The sequence below is a fragment of the Alkalibacillus silvisoli genome (genome assembly GCF_039521975.1).
GTDB classification, from domain to species: Bacteria; Bacillota; Bacilli; order Bacillales; family Alkalibacillaceae; genus Alkalibacillus; species Alkalibacillus silvisoli.
The window spans coordinates 78039-96299 of record NZ_BAAACZ010000019.1 but is presented as its reverse complement, the minus strand read 5'-3'; the positions used below and the strand labels follow the sequence as shown (position 1 = coordinate 96299).

The following is an 18261-nucleotide window of genomic DNA, read 5'->3' as shown; positions in this document are numbered from 1 at the left end:
GCTACATGGATGTTATTCTCTGATGTTTACGCTTAGCTACCGAGCCATAAGTATTATTAATATTGTTGTGTAATTCACGCTTACTTGTTAGACTTCTCTGTGCTCACAGACTTAGCTTATTCTCCGGTGGCTTTTTGCTCCTAAAGCTACACGGATGAACCTTACATATTACTTAAGTTATACCATTTTCCATTTTATATGTACCGAAAAAATGGCGGTCCGGACGGGACTCGAACCCGCGACCTCCTGCGTGACAGGCAGGCATTCTAACCAACTGAACTACCGGACCTTTTGCCAACAGCGTTAATATTACCACAGTCTTAAAAGTTTTGACAAGTTATTTTGTATTTTTTAATAAAATATTTCTTTGCTCAGAACTATTAGACTTAAAAAGGTTGTTTAGTTTTTATTTAAAACCTAGTTTCTTAGGGGTGTATCTTAATTCACAATTATATTATACTAAAAATTTATATTTACGAGAAAGAAAACTTGGAAGTGACGTAATTTATCCTCAAATTTATTTCTGTACATTATCAAATTTATTTGCTATTATATTTAAAAATGATTGATTAATCAATCGTAAGGAGTGAGATAAATAATTATGCCTTTATCTGAACAACAGTTACTTAATATGGAAAAGAAAAGAAAGAGAATTCTTGAATCTGCCACATTTCTTTTTGCAACGGAAGGGTTTGAAGGAACAACCATAAAGAAAGTTTCTGAAGTAGCAAGTGTTAGTTTTGGAAGTGTTTTCACATATTTCAAAGATAAAGAAGAACTTTTTTATACTGCTGTTGTGGAACCTCTTAAAGAATTCTCTGAGGTTGTATTTGATTTTGATACAGACGCCGATAATCCCAGGCAAGAGTTAGAAAATATGATTAAAACTCACATTGAACTTTTTGCAGGGGTCAACAATTACTTAACGCTTGTCGTTCACGTAGTAGGACAGCATCAGAGATACCCTGATATATTTAAAGAGCTAGATGATTTTCATAACAAATTTAGAGAAAGAGTTGGGTTACTTGTAAAGAATGGGCAGCAAAAAGGAATGTTTGTTGAACAAGATCCATTAGTGGTTGCTACTTTATATACCAGTCTTCTAATTGGTATTCGTTTAAATACAACAGACTCTAGATACAGTGAAATGTGGAAACAGTATATTTCCTCAGCAGTAAATTTATTCGGACCTATTTAAAAATAGGTTCTATTTTTACCACAATAACGATTGATTAATCAATCGTTTATAAGGGATAAGGGGTGTATAATATGACTATTACTAAATTAAACCCGACAATTAAAATTCGATTGTTTCTTTTATTAATATCAACGGTGTCGACAATGGCGGTACTTCCTTACATAATCATTTATTTTTCGGGATTAGTAGGGACGATTATCACGGGGATTTTGTTTTTGGCAGTAATGTTTGTTAATGTCTTGGGATCTATTTTAGGAGGCTATGTCTCTGACAAAATTGGAAGGAAGAGGATTATTCTTTTGTCTGAATTTATTATTTTTATTGGGTTTGTTTGTGCTGCTTTTGCCAACTCCCCCTTGGGCACATTCCCATACGCTACATTTGTTGCGTTTTTAGTTATTCAGTTTAGTACTGGAGTAGGTAATCCGGTTTATCAAGCCTTAATCATTGATATAAGCTTACCTGAAGAAAGGAGGGTTATTTATACTTACTCCTATTGGATAAGAAATATCGGTATTGCAATTGGCAGTATGATCGGTGCTTTTCTTTTTTTTAATTACATTTTCCCTCTTTTTATTGGGGTTGCAGTAGCTTCTTTATGTGTTTTCTTCATCACCCTTTTGTTTATTAAAGAAACTTATACACCTGCCTTTGAAAAAGTGAGAGAGAATAGTTACAAGAGTTTTTTAATGTTTAAGGCATACATCCAAATTCTCTCTCATAGATTCTTCGCTATTTTTTCCATTGCTAGCCTCCTAATTGTATCTGTTGAAGAACAGTTAACTAATTATATAGGGGTTCGTCTCGCAAACGAAATCGAAAACCCAGTTCCACTTGCACCTTTTCTTTTAATTGAAATAGATGGGGTTAACCTTCTAGGAATACTTAAATCAACAAATACAATCATTATTGTTTGCTTTACAATTCTTGTTACGAAGCAAATTAAAAACTGTAATGATAGGAGTTTATTGTTAATCGGTTTGATTCTTTTTTTCGGGGCATACACTGTCATAAGCATAAGTACGACACCTTATATCCTTATTATAGCGATTATTATTGCATCCATCGGAGAAATGATTCATATCCCGGTTAAACAAACTATGCTCTCAAATATTGTACCTGATCACGCTCGAAGTACTTATATGGCAGCGTACTCAATTGCTATTATGATAGGTGTAAGTATGGCTGGAGTTTTTTTGATACTTAGTAGTTGGTTACCACCATCTTTATTAACATTTTTGATTGGTTCCATGGGAGTTTGGAGTACACTTTTATTTTTCAATTTAACAAAACAAGAAAGTCCTCTCTATAATAAATAAAGAAAACGTGTTCAATAAAATTTCATTTATTAAAAGTAGATGTGATGTGACATACTAACATATAAATTTTATTTGAAGAAGAAGCAAAAAAATAAAAACAGAGTTCACTCTCCTCTCCTTTTATCTTTTCCACTTTTTCTGAGCTAATGGGATACATATTTTATTAAAAAAATGAAGCTCCATAAAATATTAGGAGCTTCATACTAATTTTCATAAACTTATATTTAATAAATCGCATTCCTTACAACTGTTTGTTCACGGTCTGGTCCAACAGAAAAGATTGCAACACGAACGCCTGTCAGCTCTTCAATGCGGTTAATATAACTTTGAGCCGCTTCAGGTAAGTCTTCAAAACGTTTAACCTCTGTTAAATCCTCGTGCCACCCTACTAACTCTTCGTATACTGGCTGACATTTTGTTAATTGTTTTTGGCTAGCTGGATAACCTTTAATCACTTCTCCTTCATGTTCATAACCGACACAAATCCTTAATTGATCAATTCCTGTTAATACATCTAGAGAATTCAATGAGATGTCAGTAATGCCGCTTGTCCTTCTTGCATGGTTAATGACGACGGAGTCAAACCAGCCTACTCGTCTTGGGCGCCCAGTTGTTGTTCCATATTCACGACCTACTTCACGAATTTGTTCACCAATTTCATCATGTAGTTCTGTTGGGAAAGGTCCATCACCGACGCGTGTTGTATAAGCTTTAGATACTCCAATGACACGATCGATTTTATTCGGGCCAATTCCACTACCTGTTGCTACACCAGCTGCTGAAGTGCTTGATGATGTGACATATGGATATGTGCCATGGTCAAGGTCGAGCATAACCCCTTGTGCACCTTCAAATAAGATGTGGCGTCCTTCTGATGTAGCTTCATCTAACAACACAGATGTATCTGTTACGTAATGTGCTAATCTTTCACCATATTGCTTATATGTTTCATAAATCTCTTGAGCATCTAACTTTGGTGCGTCATATATTTTTTCTAACAATTCATTTGTCTCTTCGACCTGCGTCATGACTAACTCATATAAAGATTCAGGGTCAATTAAATCTGCAAAGCGCACACCTGAACGGTTTACTTTGTCACTATAAGCTGGCCCTATTCCTTTTTTAGTCGTGCCTATCTGCTTTTCTTTACCTTTTCTTTCTTCTTGAAGACGATCTAGTTCAATATGATACGGCATAATGACATGTGCACGGTTACTTATTTTTAAATGTTCTAAAGTCAGACCGAAGCCTTCAACATATTCCATTTCTTTAATTAATGACTCTGGATTAATGACCATCCCATTGCCTAATAGACAGACTTTATCAGAGTTAAACACACCTGATGGTATTAAATGTAATTTATATGTATCTCCGTTAAATTTAATCGTATGACCTGCATTGTCGCCGCCTTGATAACGTGCTACGACATCTGCATCTTGTGCTAAGAAGTCTGTAATCTTACCTTTACCTTCATCGCCCCATTGCGTACCAACTACAATCGCTGTTGTCATAAAATGGACCTCCTAAAATTCCGATATTCAATCAATACAAACTAATATTATCAGTATTACTCCTCTATTTCAATCGAAAACCGAATTTATAATTTGTTTTTTGTTTAATTGTACGGTTTTTGTAAAAAGGAGTGTGCTTTTTTAAACAATACTATTCTTTACTTTATTCTCTATAAATACACAAAAAGAAATGCATCTCTTTAATAAAATGAAATGCTTCCTCACTACTAAGACTCAATTATTAGATCTCAACAAGCGTAATAGTTGTAATCCGTCTGATGGATGATTACCCAAAACACCAAACCAACGAGGATAGGTCATTGGAATAGCTGTTACTAGAAATTGAAGTAAATTATAAACTAATACCCCATTTAGAATGGAAACTAGACCTGTATATGAAACCTCAAGTATCAACAGTAAAGATAAGCAAACAAGTATAAGAGACATCATTGGTCCTCCTGCTAGTGCGGTCATTCTTTGTTGTTTTTCTAAATTTCCATCCCAACTACAATAACCTAAGTAAGACCATCGAATGTGAAAATGTAGCCTCCCGATATTAAAGTTTTGCTTGTTCCCTTTACTCCCACCTAAATAAATATAGGCATGGGATTTTGAGAACAATACAACACCAATACCGTGTCCTACTTCATGAAGTAAGGTACATAAAGGAAAGATCAAAAGATAAATTATCACGTAAGTTATTATATCCTTTCACCTCCATTCTTATCTATATTCCTAAAAAATAACAGACCTAACTATAGCTTTAGGTCTGTTATTTCTGTCTCACTCTATTATTTTAGTTTGTTAAATTAACCATTTACAAAGATGCCATGAATTAATAGATTATGCAGGCGGTATGTCAGCTTCACCATATCGCCGGTCTAAATCGACGAATTTGTTATATTCTTTAACAAAGGCCAAATCAACCGTGCCTACAGGTCCATTACGTTGCTTAGCAATAATAATTTCAATGATATTCTCTTTTTCACTATCTTCCTCATAATAGTCATCACGGTATAAGAAACCTACAATATCAGCATCCTGCTCAATACTTCCTGACTCACGTAAGTCAGACATCATTGGGCGTTTATCTTGTCTTTGTTCAACACCGCGGGATAACTGTGAAAGTGCAATGACCGGTACTTCAAGCTCACGTGCTAAAGCTTTTAATGACCTTGAGATCTCAGATACTTCTTGTTGACGACTTTCACTACCACCTGGAGGGCCTTGGATTAGCTGTAAATAGTCAATCATAATCATTCCTAGGCCAGACTCCTGTTTAAGTCGGCGGCATTTAGAACGGATTTCGTTAATCTTAACACCTGGTGTATCATCAATATAGATCCCAGCGTTTGATAAGCTACCCATAGCCATAGTTAGTTTACCCCAGTCTTCCTCTTCAAGCTTACCTGTACGTAGTCGTTGAGCATCAATATTCCCTTCTGCACACAACATACGGCTCACTAACTGTTCAGCACCCATCTCTAAACTGAATAAGGCAACATTCTCACTTGAATGAATGGCGACATTTTGAGCAATATTCAATGCAAAGGCTGTCTTACCTACAGATGGACGGGCAGCAATAATGATCATATCGTTTTTTTGGAAACCAGAAGTGATCTGGTCTAAGTCTCTAAACCCTGTTGCTACACCTGTTACTTCTTCATCATGATGGTGTAGTTGTTCAATATTGTCATAAACATTGATTAAGACATCTTTAATGTTACGGAACTTACCAGAAGACTTATCTTGTGAAATATCTAAGATCGTCTTTTCAGCATGATCTAGAAGCTCTGTAACTTCCTCATTTTCTTCAAATGTTCTCGTTACAATGCCAGTTGCTGCTGAAATAATACTTCTTAAAGTTGATTTCTCTTCTACAATGCGCGCGTAGTAATCAATATTAGCTGCTGTTGGAACTGAATTCGCAATATCCGTTAAGTAAGATACGCCTCCAACATCATTTAACATTTCAGCATCAGTTAATGCAGTGGTGACTGTTACTAAGTCAATGGGTTCACCTTTATCCATTAAACGAAGCATAATTTCAAAGATTCTTTTATGACTAATACGATAAAAATCTTCTGGTGATAACATTTCACTTGCTGAGACAATGGCATCAGGTTCTAGAAATATTGCCCCTAAAACGGCTTGTTCTGCCTCTATATTATGAGGGGGCGTACGGTCTTGCATCATATCGTCTGCCACATCAGTTCCTCCTTTAAAACCGGAGTTTCTTTACCATTATTGTTCGTTAACATGTACTTTTAAAGTTGCTGTAACGTCTGGGTGTAATTTAACAGGTACATGGGTATAACCTAACGTTCTAATGGGATCATCTAACTCGATTTTACGTTTGTCGACTTTAATGTTGTGAGATTTCTTTAAATCATCAGCAATGTGTTTGCTCGTCACAGAACCAAATAAACGTCCAGAGTCACCTGATTTAGCAGACAGTTCTACTGTTAAGTCTTCCATTGTATTTTTCAGCTGTTTAGCTTCATCTAACTCTTGTTGTGCTTGTTCTTGTTGCTTTTTCCTTTGGCCTTCTAACTGTTTAAGATTGCCCTTATTCGCCTCAACAGCTAAATTGTGCTTAAATAAATAGTTACGTGCATAACCTTCGTTAACATCTTTTACTTCGCCTTTTTTACCTTTACCTTTAACATCACTTGTAAAAATTACTTTCATGATGAGTCTCCCCCTTGTAAATATTCATCAATTATATCCCTTAACTGCTCTTCCACTTGTTCAAGTGTCGTATCTTCTAGTTGTGTCGCTGCATTCGTTAAGTGGCCACCACCATTCATTTGCTCCATGATGACCTGAACATTAATATCACCTAACGAACGGGCACTCACACCAATTTTATCGTCTTTACGTTCAGAGATTACAAAAGAAGCTTGAACACCATCCATTGTTAATAAGGTATCGGCTGCTTGTGCGATAATAATTGGACCATAACTTTCACCTGAGCGACCTTTAGCAATCGCGACACCTTCTTTATAAACGATCGCATTTTTAATCAGTTCACTTCTTCTAATATAAACATCTAAATCTTCTTTTAGTAACTTTTGAACAAAGACTGTATCTGCACCTTTTGATCGTAAATAAGAGGCTGCATCAAACGTTCTTGAGCCTGTTCTTAACGTAAATGACTTCGTATCGACAATAATTCCTGCTAATAAGGCTGAGGATTCTAAAGTACTTAACTTAACCCGCCCGTCTTGATATTGTAACAGTTCAGTTATTAATTCTGCAGTTGAAGAAGCATATGGTTCCATATAAACCAAGGTCGGATCATCAATAAACTCTTCTGCACGCCTATGGTGATCAATAACTACAACATGTTCAGTTCGACTGAGTAATTTCTCTTCCATAACCATAGACGGTTTGTGAGTATCGACTACGACAACTAACGTGTTTTTCGACACGATATCTAATGATTGCTCAGGGGTAATAAACCAATCAGCTAAGGATTCATCTTCATCAATTTCATCAATTAGTTTTTGAACTCCAGTATTAACACCGTCTGGGTCAAATACGATAAAGCCGTCTTTATTATTTTGTTGCACCATCTTCAAAATACCGACTGATGAACCAATCGAGTCCATGTCAGGCATTTGGTGTCCCATAATAATAACTTTTTCACTTTCGTTAACGAGTTCACGCAAAGCATGTGAAATCACTCTTGCACGAACGCGAGTTCTTTTTTCCATTGGATTTGTTTTACCACCGAAAAATTTAACTTTACCATGTTCGTTCTTAATCGCGACTTGGTCTCCGCCACGTCCTAAAGCTAAATCTAGACTTGATTGTGCCATTTCACCTAACTCAGGTAAGTTAGAAGTCCCTCTACCAATTCCAATACTTAAAGTCAGTGGAACATTTTGATCTGAAATTAATTCTCTTACTTCATCCAAAATTTCAAATTTAGATGCTTCGAGTTTTTCTAAGATTTCACGATTCATAACAGCTAAGAACCGTTCTTGGGAGGTTCGCTTTAAGTAAAACCCATACTCACTCGACCAGTTGTTTAATATAGAAGTCACTTGCGAATTCATATGGCTTTTCGACGTGTCATCCATGGCTTGCGTTAATTCTTCATAGTTGTCTAAATAAATGATCGATAATACAGTCTCTTCGTTATGGTATTGTGTATCTAAATTAGCAAGAGAAGTTCGGTCAAAGAAATATAATAGCTTTTCTTCTCTTTTAATAATGACTTGATAAGTTTTGTCATCTATTTTGACCCAAAATTCTTCATCCTCATCTTTAATCGCTGAAATAATATCTTCAGATAGCTCTGATAGATTTTCGCCAATTAGCGTCTCATCAGCCCCAAAGAAATTATTCATATAAGGGTTAGCCCACTCAATTTGATATTCATCACTAAATAAGATAATACCAAAAGGCATTTCAAGAAGCGCTTCTTCCCCAACCTTCTTCACACGATAAGATAGAGTTGATATATATTGTTCAGTCTTTTTCTTAAGGCGCTCTTCTGTCCTTAAACCTAAATATATAATTAACCCGAGAACGATTGATAAAAACAACCCAATCATCCACTGATAATATATGACAATTAACGTTAAAATGACTGCCATAATATATAGCAACCAAACATTTTTATTAACGATTAAACTCTTAACATCATTCATTCTAACGTCATCTCCCTAAAGACAGACATGCTCTTCCTTTACTTCTTTCCGCTTAGACGATCTCGTAATTGAAATCCTAAGTCAATTATACCTAAAATTCTTAACGGATAAATAAGGAGAAATGGAAATAAGACAAATATAATTACCGTCATTACTGGTAGAGCTCTAGACCAATTTTTATAATGTGTAAAGTAAAAAACAAAAGATAACCCTTGTAACACTAATAATACTCCTGGTAAGGCATATAAATTCGCTGCTGCTAAATACATAGTGTCAGCCGGATCAGTATAAATCCAGGTTAAAATAATTCCTAATAAAAAGATCCAAATGATTGAAGCCGGCAATCTAAACTCTCTAAATGGTGGGAATTTAAATTGAGTTGAATCAAGACGGTTAATCACTTTATAACCTACCCACTGAGATACAAAAGCTAATGTTAGTCCGATTAACACCATTCCAGTCGGTATTAAATACATCAAATCATTGATACTTTGCTGTAAAACTTCAAACTCTTCTTGGCTAACTTGAACACCAACTTGTTCGAATAGAGTCATGGTTGATTCTAGGGAATCTTCTATTAATACATTAAGCTCATGAATCCAATTAACATCAAAGATAAACTGCGTTAAGACATAAACTGTTGCGATACCGATCGCAAAACTAAACGTCCCTTGAGCCCATGTTTCATAAGCTTCTTTCTTACTATAGATAGCCAACCCAATCGCTAATCCACCTAATCCCATAACGAATGTTAAAGGTAATGAGAAAATAGATAATAAGATGACACTAATTAAACTCAATATCATTAACACTATTACACTAGGCTTTATCCCGTACCGTCCTGCAAAAATGATCAATGGTACTGGCAATAAAAAGATCGATATCAAGCTAATAATCGGTATAAAGAACGTCATGATTAAAAGTAGTATAAAAATGGCACCTAATATAGCACCGTCTTTAACGATTTTACGGTCATTCATAACTTGCACCTCTGTTTGATTAATCACATACTTTTTATTTTATCAATTTTTACTTTTATTTGTAAAAATAAACCTTACATAAGGGTTGCATATATCATACATGAAAAGTAAAGCAATGAACAGGTGTAACACCTTAAAGATGAAAGCTTCACATAAATAAAATGGTGTTGTAAATACCAGATTTACAACACCATTTATTATTATTCGCTCACATATGGCAATAGAGCCATTTGTCTAGCGCGCTTAATTGCAACTGTTAATTTACGTTGATACTTTGCAGACGTTCCAGTTACACGACGAGGTAAAATTTTACCACGCTCAGAAACGAAACGTTTTAGAAGATCAATATCTTTGTAGTCGATGTGTGTAATGTTATTTGCTTTAAAATAACAAACCTTACGACGTTTGCGTCCACGACGTGCCATAAGTCATAACCTCCTTTTTGTTACCTTTTAAAATGGTAAATCGTCATCGGATAAATCGACCGGTTCACCACTATCTTCGAATGGGTTATCACTTTTCGGTTTTGCGTCCTGTTGTGATTGGAACCCACTTTGGTTTGATTGTTGTGGTTGGAATCCACTTTGATTTGTCTGTTGTGATTGGTTTGATGTGCGGCCTGGTTGTCCACCCTGGTTAGAGCCTCTTGACTCTAAGAATTGTACACTATCAGCTACAACCTCTGTCATAAACACTCGTTTACCGTCTTGGCCTTCAAAGTTTCTCGTTTGAATGCGACCGTCAACGCCAATCATACTTCCTTTACTCATATAATTTGCTAGGTTTTCTGCTGGACGTCTCCAAATCACACAATTTATAAAGTCTGCTTCTCTTTCGCCTTGTTGATTTGAAAAAGGTCTATTTACGGCAACTGTGAAATTAGCGACAGCTACTCCATTGGGTGTATAACGTAGTTCAGGGTCTTTAGTTAACCTACCAACTAATACTACACGATTTAACACATCAAACACTCCTTATTGATCGTTACGAATAGCCATATGACGAATAACATCATCAGTAAACTTCGCCTTACGGTCAAACTCGTCAATTGCAGCTGCATCGCCTCCGAAGTTAACAACTACGTAATAACCATCACGGTAATCATTAATTTCGTATGCTAAACGACGCATACCCAATTCATCTACATTTTCGATCTCCGCACCATTATCAGTTAAAACCTGGCTGAAGCGCTCGACTACATCTTTACGAGCTTCCTCCTCAACATCTGGGCGGATGATGTACATGATTTCATATTTATTCATCCGTCTTCACCTCCTCTTGGACTTAGCGGCCCTTTTGTTTAGGGCAAGGAGTAATTTTTCCTGTCAATTACTCACATCATAAAATTATAACAAAAACTTATCCCACTGACAATAATAATATTAGACCCTTTTTACACGTTAAACCTAAAATGGATGACGTCTCCATCTTGAACAAGGTATTCTTTACCTTCTAAACGAACATTGCCTTGCTCTTTTGCCACAACCATTGAACCAGCTTCATTTAAATGATCATATGAAACTGTCTCAGCTCGAATAAAACCTCTTTCAAAGTCAGAGTGTATGACACCAGCAGCTTGTGGTGCAGTCATTCCATTCTTAAATGTCCAAGCACGCACTTCCTTTTCACCTGCTGTAAAATACGTTGCCAAACCTAACATATCATATGAAGCTCTAATTAATTGATCTAACCCTGATTCCTCAATGCCTAATTCATCCAGAAACTCTTGCTTTTCCTCACCTTCAAGTTCAGCAATTTCAGATTCCACTTTAGCACATACGACAATCACGCCTGCACCTTCATTTTCAGCATACTCATTTACTTGCTTTACTTTCTCATTACTCTCTACATCTAATAGCTCGTCTTCTCCAACATTTGCTACGTATAGAATAGGCTTAATAGTAAGTAAATGTAGTGATTTAACATATTTCATTTGTTCTTTTGTAAATTCGATAGCACGAGCAGGCTGTTCATTTTCAAATGCATTCTTTAACTTCTCTAAAACTTCGAATTCATAACCCGCTTCTTTATCTTTCTGTTTAGCAAGCTTTTCTACTTTTGGATAACGTTTCATAACTGTCTCTAAATCCGCTAAAATCAACTCTAAGTTAATCGTTTCAATATCACTAATTGGATCTACTCGACCAGATACGTGAGTAATGTCGTCATCAGAAAAGCAACGTACAACATGACAAATTGCATCTACTTGTCTAATATGTGATAAGAATTGGTTGCCTAGGCCTTCACCTTTACTAGCGCCCTCAACAATCCCGGCAATATCTGTAAATTCAAATGATGTTGGAATTGTTTTTTGGGGATTTACTAGCTCAGTTAATTTATACAAACGCTCATCAGGCACCTCAACAATACCAACGTTAGGATCAATCGTTGCGAAAGGGTAGTTTGCCGATAACGCTCCCGCTTGTGTAATTGCATTAAATAACGTCGATTTCCCAACGTTAGGCAAACCTACGATTCCTGCTGTTAATGACATGTAACACTCCACTCCTTCAAAGTTCCGTTCCCAATATTCAAGATTAGTCATACCAATTATAGAGATTAAATAGGAAAAAAACAAGTTCAAACAAAATCAAAAAAACAAAGGCCCAATGACCTTTGTTTACACATTTTTACTACTTATTTTTATTTACTACAAAAACTTAATAAAATGTTTCACGTGAAACATTTTATTTTTCTTCTTTTTTTATAATTTTTTTTATGTTTTTATTAAATTTCTTTCTTGGGATTAAGACACTATGTTGACACCCTTGGCATTTTATACGGATATCCATGCCCATACGTATAATTTTCCATTCATTTGAACCACATGGATGTTCTTTTTTCATTTCAACTAAGTCATTAAGTTCATAGCTTTGCTGGTCCACGACAACAACCTCCCACTTAACCAATCTAATTATAGTTTATCAAATTTTAAACTTCTCTGCTCGTTTAATAATTGGGAAAAGTAAAAGCATAGCTAATACATATAAATTGATGACACCATATAAAGGATATAAATAGCTGACTAAAGTAGAGAAGCCGACAAACGTAAATGGTAATGCCACCCCAATAAGTAATAACCCTAACTTGCCTTTACTCAATTTCAATATGTCCTCTACTCTTGCAATTAAACCAAATAAACTTGTTAAGGCAGTTGTATAAATCGCGAATATTAATAGTCCTGCCATAATTAAAAATAACTCGATTGGATAGCCATACAGTATAGCAAATAACGGAATTTCATAGAAGTATAGCTGATCAGCTACATGAACTAAACTTATATTATAAAAATAAGATATAAGCCCTAACACAACCCCACTACCAATACTAGCTACATAGATTTCTTTTTTACTTTTGATCTCTTTACCTATGGCGCCTAAGACAGCTATCAATGGTAACACATTTAAAGAGGTAAATGGAATAGATGCAACCCAGTTTGATTGTTCTTTAATTTGATAAATTATCGGCACCTGTTGTTGAAAAATAAAATAAAGTAGTACAGAAAGTAGAGTAATAATCATCACAGGTAACAGTATTCGATTAATAGATAAGATCCCGTCCATCCCTCTTGGAATAATTAGAAGTAAACCTAATACCATAATCATTACTCCAACAATAAATGGTAGGTCAAACATTGACACCGCTGCCCCACTACCCGAAATCATTACAAACAGCGTCGTAAATAAGTAAAGTAAAATACACCAATCATAAACTTTAGCTGCTCTCTCTCCTAATACCATTTGCAATAGTGGCATATAATGTTTTGTTCTCAGTTCATAGCTAACCGTCAAAATGACATGACAGCTAATAATGAATAATATTGTAAAAATACTAATAGCTAAACTACTTTCATGACCAAAAAACTCCCATATTTCACGTCCAGATGCATAACCTGCCCCAACCATAGTTGCAATAATTAAACCGATCCAACGAATACCTCTTATCATATTGATCCTCCAGTGAGTTCTAAGTATAAAATACAAAGCTTATCCATATACTATTAAAAAGTATGATTAAGGAGATAAATCTATGTCTAATTTAACTAATGATTGTCCAAGTTCTTTTCACTGTGAGGAAAGGCTAGTAAGTTGGAAGATTGCTAATGTATTAGAAGATGCACTCCCAAAGAACTACAACGAGATTATCTTACTTTTTATCGGAACTGACCGGTCAACAGGTGATAGTTTTGGTCCTTTAACTGGCACACTACTACAAGCTAAACTAATAAAACACTTTCATATATTTGGAACACTTAAAGAACCAGTCCATGCAAAAAACATACAATCTTCATTAACTTACATCAATAAACACCATAATAACCCCTTTATTATAGCGATTGATGCAGCTTTAGGTCAGACGGACCAAATTAAAACATTTAAAATTGGCAATGGTGGTTTAGAACCTGGTGCGGCCTTTAATAAACAAATCCCTCCTGTTGGTGACTTAAATGTTAAAGGCTTCGTTAATACTGGCGGATTTCTTCAATTAGCTGTTTTACAGAGCACTAGACTCTCTCATATCATGGAAATGTCCGAAACTTTTGCCCAGGCTATTTCACTTTTAGACTCAAGACTTAAAAGGAAAAACAAATTAAAAGTAACGTCATTGAATGACAAATCCTTTTTAACAAAGACAGAAGTGTGACATTAAAATAGGCCACCCCCTTTAATTTTGGAGAAGGCCTATTTTATATAAGGGTCACTATCATAAGATTAAGTCTGTTCATTTTATAATCAAAGTTTATCCGGAAATAGAATATAGTATAAACTTATCGCACTTAGTTTCACTTGAAATGAGGGCTTCTTAGTCAATCCCCTGACAAAATCAAGATGTTCAGACACCATTAACACTTATATTAATTTAAAGCATAGATTCTATTTGAATATAAACATATAAAACAATACCTACAGTTAATAAGCTAGGTAACAAGTTAGCCACTCTTATCTGTGTAATTTTAAGTAAATTTAAACCAATAGCTACAATTAACAATCCGCCTGTAGCTGTCATATCTTCAATAAACAACTCAAGTAAATCTTCAGGAATGAACTTGTCGATTTGTGTTGCAAATAACGCAATTCCACCTTCATATAGTACAACTGGCACTGCTGAAAAAATAACACCAATTCCTAAAGTAGTTGTTAAAACTAGTGCAACAAATCCATCAATTAATGCTTTTGTGTATAATATTTCATGATCTCCTCTTAAACCACTATCTAATGCGCCAACTACTGCTAATGCACCAATTACAAAGATTAAGGATGCTGTTACAAACCCTTCGGAGATCTTAGATTCATTTTTACCATCTTTATTGAATTTTGCTTCAATATATGCGCCCAGACGATTTAACTTTTCATCTAAATCAAACAATTCACCGATCACTGCACCCGTTAACAAACTTAATAAAATCACTATAATTCGGTCAGACGCTAATCCCATTGATAAACCTATAATTATCACTGTTAAACCAATTCCACTCATGATAGTCTCTTTAAAACGTTCTGGAATTCTACTAAAAAACAGTCCGAATAACGTACCAATTATAATCCCTATACCGTTAACAATTGGTCCAAGCAGCTCCAAACATTCCACCACACTTTCATCTTTTTATTAACAAACTTAAAATGTTTCACGTGAAACATTTTAAAAACAAATAAAACACACCCTCTCTGCTGAGCTGTTTGCAAAAAAATAAAGAGAACAAACTTACTCTGTGTGCAATTAATAGCGATTCTACTTTATGAACTAGTAAAGGAGGCACTTGATTTCGATTATAAATATAAATTAGTACCTGATCAGATCGTGAAACATACAATTCTCACCCAAGCAAAATGTTTCACGTGAAACATTTAAAATATGTAGTGAAGGCTCGCTCTATTCAAAACCTTAAACAGTATAGTCTGAGGTGCAATTTCACTTATATTATTCCCTATCTGTAAAAATAGTCTATCCTTATTTAAGGATAGACTATAGCTCAAAGACTAAGATTTCTCTTGAATTAAAAGGTCGATAATTCGATCTAAATCTTCGTGATCGAAATATTCAATTTCAATTTTTCCTTTTTTCTTACCTTGTTGAATACTAACGCCGGTTCCTAATCTTTCTTGCAGTTCATTTTCCTTTGAAGTAATAAATACATCTTTCTTTTCACTAGCCTTTTTCTTCGGTTTATCATTCAACTTCGTAATAAGCTGTTCAGTTTGCCTTACATTTAAGCCTTCTTTTCGTACTTTCTCTGCTACTAACATCAACTGATCTTCATCTTTAATTGATAACAAAGCGCGGGCGTGCCCCATGGTTAATTCCTTACTGTTAACCATAGCTCTGACTCTTTCAGGTAATGATAGTAAACGAACCATATTAGTAATATGCGGACGACTTTTTCCAAGTCGCCTTGCAAGTTCATCTTGTTTGATCTTTAGTTCGTTAATTAATCGATCATAAGCTTCTGCCTCTTCGATTGGATTTAAATCCTCGCGTTGTAGGTTTTCGAGTAAAGCGAGTTCCATCATCTGCTCATCAGACAGTTCCCTAACGACTGCTGAGATAGTTGTTAAACCCGCTTCTTTAGAAGCACGGAAACGTCTTTCGCCTACAACAATTTCATATCCCTTTATCCCTTTACGTACAATAATTGGCTGTAAAACACCGTGTTGAACTATTGAATCCTTTAGCTCTTCAATTGCCTCAGTGTCAAATACTTTCCTTGGTTGATATGGATTTGGACGACAATCTTTTAACTCAATTTCCTGAACCGACTCTTCATAATAATCAACTTCTTGGAAAATTGTATTTAATCCTTTACCCAACCCTTTGGCCATTCGCCATCACTTCCTTCGCTAGATCACTATATACTTCTGCCCCTTTAGATTTAGAGTCATATTGGATAATAGGCTCTCCATGACTTGGCGCTTCACCTAGACGTACATTTCTTGGGATGACTGAATGGAACACTTTATCCTGAAAATACTTTTTAACTTCTTCTATTACTTGAAGACCAAGATTTGTTCTAGCATCTAACATCGTTAATAACACCCCTTCAATCTGAAGGTTTTGGTTCAAACGACGTTGTACTAGTCTTACAGAGTTTAATAATTGACTCAATCCTTCTAATGCGTAATATTCACACTGCACCGGGATAATGACGCTATCTGCTGCAGTTAAAGCATTTAATGTTAGTAACCCTAATGATGGTGGGCAATCAATAATGATATAATCATATTCATTTCTGATACCTTCTATAGCCTTCCTTAATCGAAGTTCTCTTGAAATAGTCGGGACTAACTCTATTTCTGAACCAGCTAATTGAATTGTTGCTGGAATTGCATCTAAGTTAGGTACTTTTGATGGAACACACACAGACTTAGCATCTTCTTCTTCAATTAAAATATCATATATACATGTTTCCATATCCCTTTTATTAATTCCCACACCACTCGTGGCATTTCCTTGGGGATCTATATCAATAAGTAGTACTTTATTGTCTAAATTAGCTAAACAAGCACTAAGGTTCACTGCTGTTGTCGTTTTACCTACGCCACCTTTTTGGTTTGCGATGGCAATGACTTTCCCCATATTGTCACCTGCCCTATTATATATTTCAATATCTATTATTTTATCATGAAACAGTCAATAGTAATATGTTATATGCTAGAAAAAAAGACCCATCTTTTATAAAAAAGATGGGGAATTGCAATAAAACGTTTATTTTTTCGGGATTTTAATAGTGATTTGATAATAATCATCGACATCTTCTTCTTCAGTTTCTACATCCATTCCTGTGTCTTGCACCATGTTCAATGACTGTCTAATTGTGTTTAGTGCGATTCGGACATCTTTATTAACACCCTGTATAGTTGGTTTACGTTTTTTCTTTTCTTTATCTTGTTCCTGATCCGGGTTTAATAATTGTTGGACCCGCTCTTCAGTTTGTTTCACATTTAGTTGTTCTTCTATAATAAAAGTTAGTACTTTTTCTTGTAATTCTTCGTCTTTTAAGGATATTAGTGCTCTTGCGTGTCTTTCTGTAATTTGTTTATTTAACAATGCTTGTTGGACAACACTCGGAAGCTTTAACAGACGCAATTTGTTAGCAATGGTTGATTGGCTCTTCCCTAGCCTTTGCGCTAAAGCTTCTTGCGTTAAACCGTGTGTATGAAGAAGTTGGTCATATGCAATAGCTTCTTCAACAACCGTTAATTCTTCACGCTGTAAGTTTTCAATTAAAGCGACAGATGCTGTTTCCGTATCTGTCATGTTTTTAACAATTGCAGGAATCGTTTCCCATTCTAATGAAGATACTGCACGCCATCGTCTTTCACCAGCAATCAGTTCATAAGCATCCTCATCTTCTAACTTACGTACAACGATCGGCTGGATCATACCATGTGTATGAATTGTTTGTGCTAACTCAGAAATCTTTTCTTCATCAAATATTGTTCTTGGTTGATATTGGTTTGGCTGAATCTTACTAACTTCTATCTCTAGTACTTCGTTAGTCTGGATGTCACTCTGTTCCTCTGTTGCTTTAGCTTCATTTTTGCCAAACAATCTACTAAGCGAACTCATTCAGTTGGCACCTACCTTCTACAACTC

Annotated in this window: 19 protein-coding genes and 1 tRNA gene; 3 read left to right on the top strand and 17 right to left on the bottom strand. The window is 35.3% G+C overall.

Translation table 11 applies throughout. The features are described from left to right. Positions 1 to 212: 212 nt before the first annotated feature. A tRNA-Asp gene (locus ABDZ63_RS12590) sits at positions 213 to 289 on the bottom strand. 312 nt (positions 290 to 601) lie between these two features. Here ABDZ63_RS12590 and ABDZ63_RS12585 point away from each other — a divergent pair. Both ABDZ63_RS12585 and ABDZ63_RS12580 read left to right on the top strand, forming a co-directional pair. Continuing rightward, a complete protein-coding gene (locus ABDZ63_RS12585; protein ID WP_343783990.1) occupies positions 602 to 1198 on the top strand; it encodes a TetR/AcrR family transcriptional regulator in 597 nt (198 codons plus the stop codon). Between the two features lie 71 nt (positions 1199 to 1269). Then, a complete protein-coding gene (locus ABDZ63_RS12580; RefSeq protein ID WP_343783988.1) occupies positions 1270 to 2517 on the top strand; it encodes an MFS transporter in 1248 nt (415 codons plus the stop codon). A gap of 224 nt (positions 2518 to 2741) precedes the next feature. On the opposite strand, the gene ABDZ63_RS12575 is transcribed toward ABDZ63_RS12580, so the two are convergent. The 12 genes from ABDZ63_RS12575 to ABDZ63_RS12520 all read right to left on the bottom strand — a co-directional run bounded on the left by ABDZ63_RS12575 (position 2742) and on the right by ABDZ63_RS12520 (position 13616). Then, entirely contained in the window at positions 2742 to 4028 is a 1287-nt protein-coding gene (locus tag ABDZ63_RS12575) for an adenylosuccinate synthase (RefSeq protein ID WP_343783986.1), read from the bottom strand. 234 nt (positions 4029 to 4262) lie between these two features. Continuing rightward, positions 4263 to 4475 carry a hypothetical protein gene (locus ABDZ63_RS12570; protein ID WP_343783984.1) on the bottom strand — a complete coding sequence of 71 codons (213 nt, stop codon included), beginning with the start codon at positions 4473 to 4475 and terminating at the stop codon, positions 4263 to 4265. Positions 4476 to 4871: 396 nt separating this feature from the next. Next, positions 4872 to 6224 carry a replicative DNA helicase gene (gene dnaB / locus ABDZ63_RS12565; protein ID WP_343784002.1) on the bottom strand — a complete coding sequence of 451 codons (1353 nt, stop codon included), beginning with the start codon at positions 6222 to 6224 and terminating at the stop codon, positions 4872 to 4874. A gap of 48 nt (positions 6225 to 6272) precedes the next feature. After that, on the bottom strand, positions 6273 to 6719 hold the full coding sequence (gene rplI / locus ABDZ63_RS12560) for a 50S ribosomal protein L9 (protein WP_343783982.1): 447 nt from the start codon (positions 6717 to 6719) through the stop codon (positions 6273 to 6275). Next, complete coding sequence (locus tag ABDZ63_RS12555) at positions 6716 to 8689, bottom strand: DHH family phosphoesterase (protein WP_343783980.1); 1974 nt, start codon at positions 8687 to 8689, stop codon at positions 6716 to 6718. The genes rplI and ABDZ63_RS12555 overlap by 4 nt, the downstream gene beginning before the upstream one ends. A gap of 38 nt (positions 8690 to 8727) precedes the next feature. Next, a complete protein-coding gene (locus tag ABDZ63_RS12550) occupies positions 8728 to 9669 on the bottom strand; it encodes a YybS family protein (RefSeq protein WP_343783978.1) in 942 nt (313 codons plus the stop codon). 200 nt (positions 9670 to 9869) lie between these two features. Then, a complete protein-coding gene (rpsR, locus tag ABDZ63_RS12545) occupies positions 9870 to 10094 on the bottom strand; it encodes a 30S ribosomal protein S18 (RefSeq protein WP_343783976.1) in 225 nt (74 codons plus the stop codon). Positions 10095 to 10121: 27 nt separating this feature from the next. Next, positions 10122 to 10631 carry a single-stranded DNA-binding protein gene (gene ssb / locus ABDZ63_RS12540; protein ID WP_343783974.1) on the bottom strand — a complete coding sequence of 170 codons (510 nt, stop codon included), beginning with the start codon at positions 10629 to 10631 and terminating at the stop codon, positions 10122 to 10124. A gap of 12 nt (positions 10632 to 10643) precedes the next feature. Continuing rightward, positions 10644 to 10931, bottom strand: a complete 288-nt coding sequence (gene rpsF, locus ABDZ63_RS12535) for a 30S ribosomal protein S6 (protein ID WP_343783972.1) — start codon at positions 10929 to 10931, stop codon at positions 10644 to 10646. Between the two features lie 131 nt (positions 10932 to 11062). Next, on the bottom strand, positions 11063 to 12163 hold the full coding sequence (ychF, locus tag ABDZ63_RS12530) for a redox-regulated ATPase YchF (protein ID WP_343783971.1): 1101 nt from the start codon (positions 12161 to 12163) through the stop codon (positions 11063 to 11065). 193 nt (positions 12164 to 12356) lie between these two features. Further along, a complete protein-coding gene (locus tag ABDZ63_RS12525; RefSeq protein ID WP_343783969.1) occupies positions 12357 to 12554 on the bottom strand; it encodes a DUF951 domain-containing protein in 198 nt (65 codons plus the stop codon). Between the two features lie 39 nt (positions 12555 to 12593). Then, positions 12594 to 13616 (bottom strand): YkvI family membrane protein, encoded by a 1023-nt coding sequence (locus ABDZ63_RS12520; protein ID WP_343783967.1) that lies wholly within the window; start codon positions 13614 to 13616, stop codon positions 12594 to 12596. A gap of 82 nt (positions 13617 to 13698) precedes the next feature. Between ABDZ63_RS12520 and yyaC the strand changes: the two genes are divergently transcribed. Continuing rightward, a complete protein-coding gene (gene yyaC, locus ABDZ63_RS12515; protein WP_343783961.1) occupies positions 13699 to 14313 on the top strand; it encodes a spore protease YyaC in 615 nt (204 codons plus the stop codon). 216 nt (positions 14314 to 14529) lie between these two features. On the opposite strand, the gene ABDZ63_RS12510 is transcribed toward yyaC, so the two are convergent. The 4 genes from ABDZ63_RS12510 to noc form a co-directional block, all read right to left on the bottom strand. Continuing rightward, entirely contained in the window at positions 14530 to 15249 is a 720-nt protein-coding gene (locus tag ABDZ63_RS12510) for a DUF554 domain-containing protein (RefSeq protein WP_343783960.1), read from the bottom strand. Positions 15250 to 15647: 398 nt separating this feature from the next. Continuing rightward, the gene (locus ABDZ63_RS12505) at positions 15648 to 16487 is read right to left on the bottom strand and encodes a ParB/RepB/Spo0J family partition protein (RefSeq protein WP_343783958.1); all 840 of its coding nucleotides are present in this window, start codon (positions 16485 to 16487) and stop codon (positions 15648 to 15650) included. After that, positions 16468 to 17241: a ParA family protein gene (locus ABDZ63_RS12500; protein ID WP_343783956.1), complete on the bottom strand. Its 774-nt coding sequence runs from the start codon at positions 17239 to 17241 to the stop codon at positions 16468 to 16470. The genes ABDZ63_RS12505 and ABDZ63_RS12500 overlap by 20 nt, the downstream gene beginning before the upstream one ends. A 129-nt stretch (positions 17242 to 17370) precedes the next feature. Next, positions 17371 to 18234, bottom strand: coding sequence for a nucleoid occlusion protein (noc, locus tag ABDZ63_RS12495; RefSeq protein WP_343783954.1), 864 nt, complete (start codon positions 18232 to 18234; stop codon positions 17371 to 17373). Positions 18235 to 18261: the final 27 nt, after the last annotated feature.

What these genes read in the sequence shown, in the direction of transcription:
- ABDZ63_RS12585 (WP_343783990.1), top strand. Translation starts at nt 602, where the DNA reads ATGCCTTTATCTGAACAACAGTTACTTAATATGGAAAAGAAAAGAAAG.
- ABDZ63_RS12580 (WP_343783988.1), top strand. Translation starts at nt 1,270, where the DNA reads ATGACTATTACTAAATTAAACCCGACAATTAAAATTCGATTGTTTCTT.
- ABDZ63_RS12575 (WP_343783986.1), bottom strand. Translation starts at nt 4,028, where the DNA reads ATGACAACAGCGATTGTAGTTGGTACGCAATGGGGCGATGAAGGTAAA.
- ABDZ63_RS12570 (WP_343783984.1), bottom strand. Translation starts at nt 4,475, where the DNA reads ATGTCTCTTATACTTGTTTGCTTATCTTTACTGTTGATACTTGAGGTT.
- dnaB (WP_343784002.1), bottom strand. Translation starts at nt 6,224, where the DNA reads ATGATGCAAGACCGTACGCCCCCTCATAATATAGAGGCAGAACAAGCC.
- rplI (WP_343783982.1), bottom strand. Translation starts at nt 6,719, where the DNA reads ATGAAAGTAATTTTTACAAGTGATGTTAAAGGTAAAGGTAAAAAAGGC.
- ABDZ63_RS12555 (WP_343783980.1), bottom strand. Translation starts at nt 8,689, where the DNA reads ATGAATGATGTTAAGAGTTTAATCGTTAATAAAAATGTTTGGTTGCTA.
- ABDZ63_RS12550 (WP_343783978.1), bottom strand. Translation starts at nt 9,669, where the DNA reads ATGAATGACCGTAAAATCGTTAAAGACGGTGCTATATTAGGTGCCATT.
- rpsR (WP_343783976.1), bottom strand. Translation starts at nt 10,094, where the DNA reads ATGGCACGTCGTGGACGCAAACGTCGTAAGGTTTGTTATTTTAAAGCA.
- rpsF (WP_343783972.1), bottom strand. Translation starts at nt 10,931, where the DNA reads ATGAATAAATATGAAATCATGTACATCATCCGCCCAGATGTTGAGGAG.
- ychF (WP_343783971.1), bottom strand. Translation starts at nt 12,163, where the DNA reads ATGTCATTAACAGCAGGAATCGTAGGTTTGCCTAACGTTGGGAAATCG.
- ABDZ63_RS12520 (WP_343783967.1), bottom strand. Translation starts at nt 13,616, where the DNA reads ATGATAAGAGGTATTCGTTGGATCGGTTTAATTATTGCAACTATGGTT.
- yyaC (WP_343783961.1), top strand. Translation starts at nt 13,699, where the DNA reads ATGTCTAATTTAACTAATGATTGTCCAAGTTCTTTTCACTGTGAGGAA.
- ABDZ63_RS12505 (WP_343783958.1), bottom strand. Translation starts at nt 16,487, where the DNA reads ATGGCCAAAGGGTTGGGTAAAGGATTAAATACAATTTTCCAAGAAGTT.
- ABDZ63_RS12500 (WP_343783956.1), bottom strand. Translation starts at nt 17,241, where the DNA reads ATGGGGAAAGTCATTGCCATCGCAAACCAAAAAGGTGGCGTAGGTAAA.
- noc (WP_343783954.1), bottom strand. Translation starts at nt 18,234, where the DNA reads ATGAGTTCGCTTAGTAGATTGTTTGGCAAAAATGAAGCTAAAGCAACA.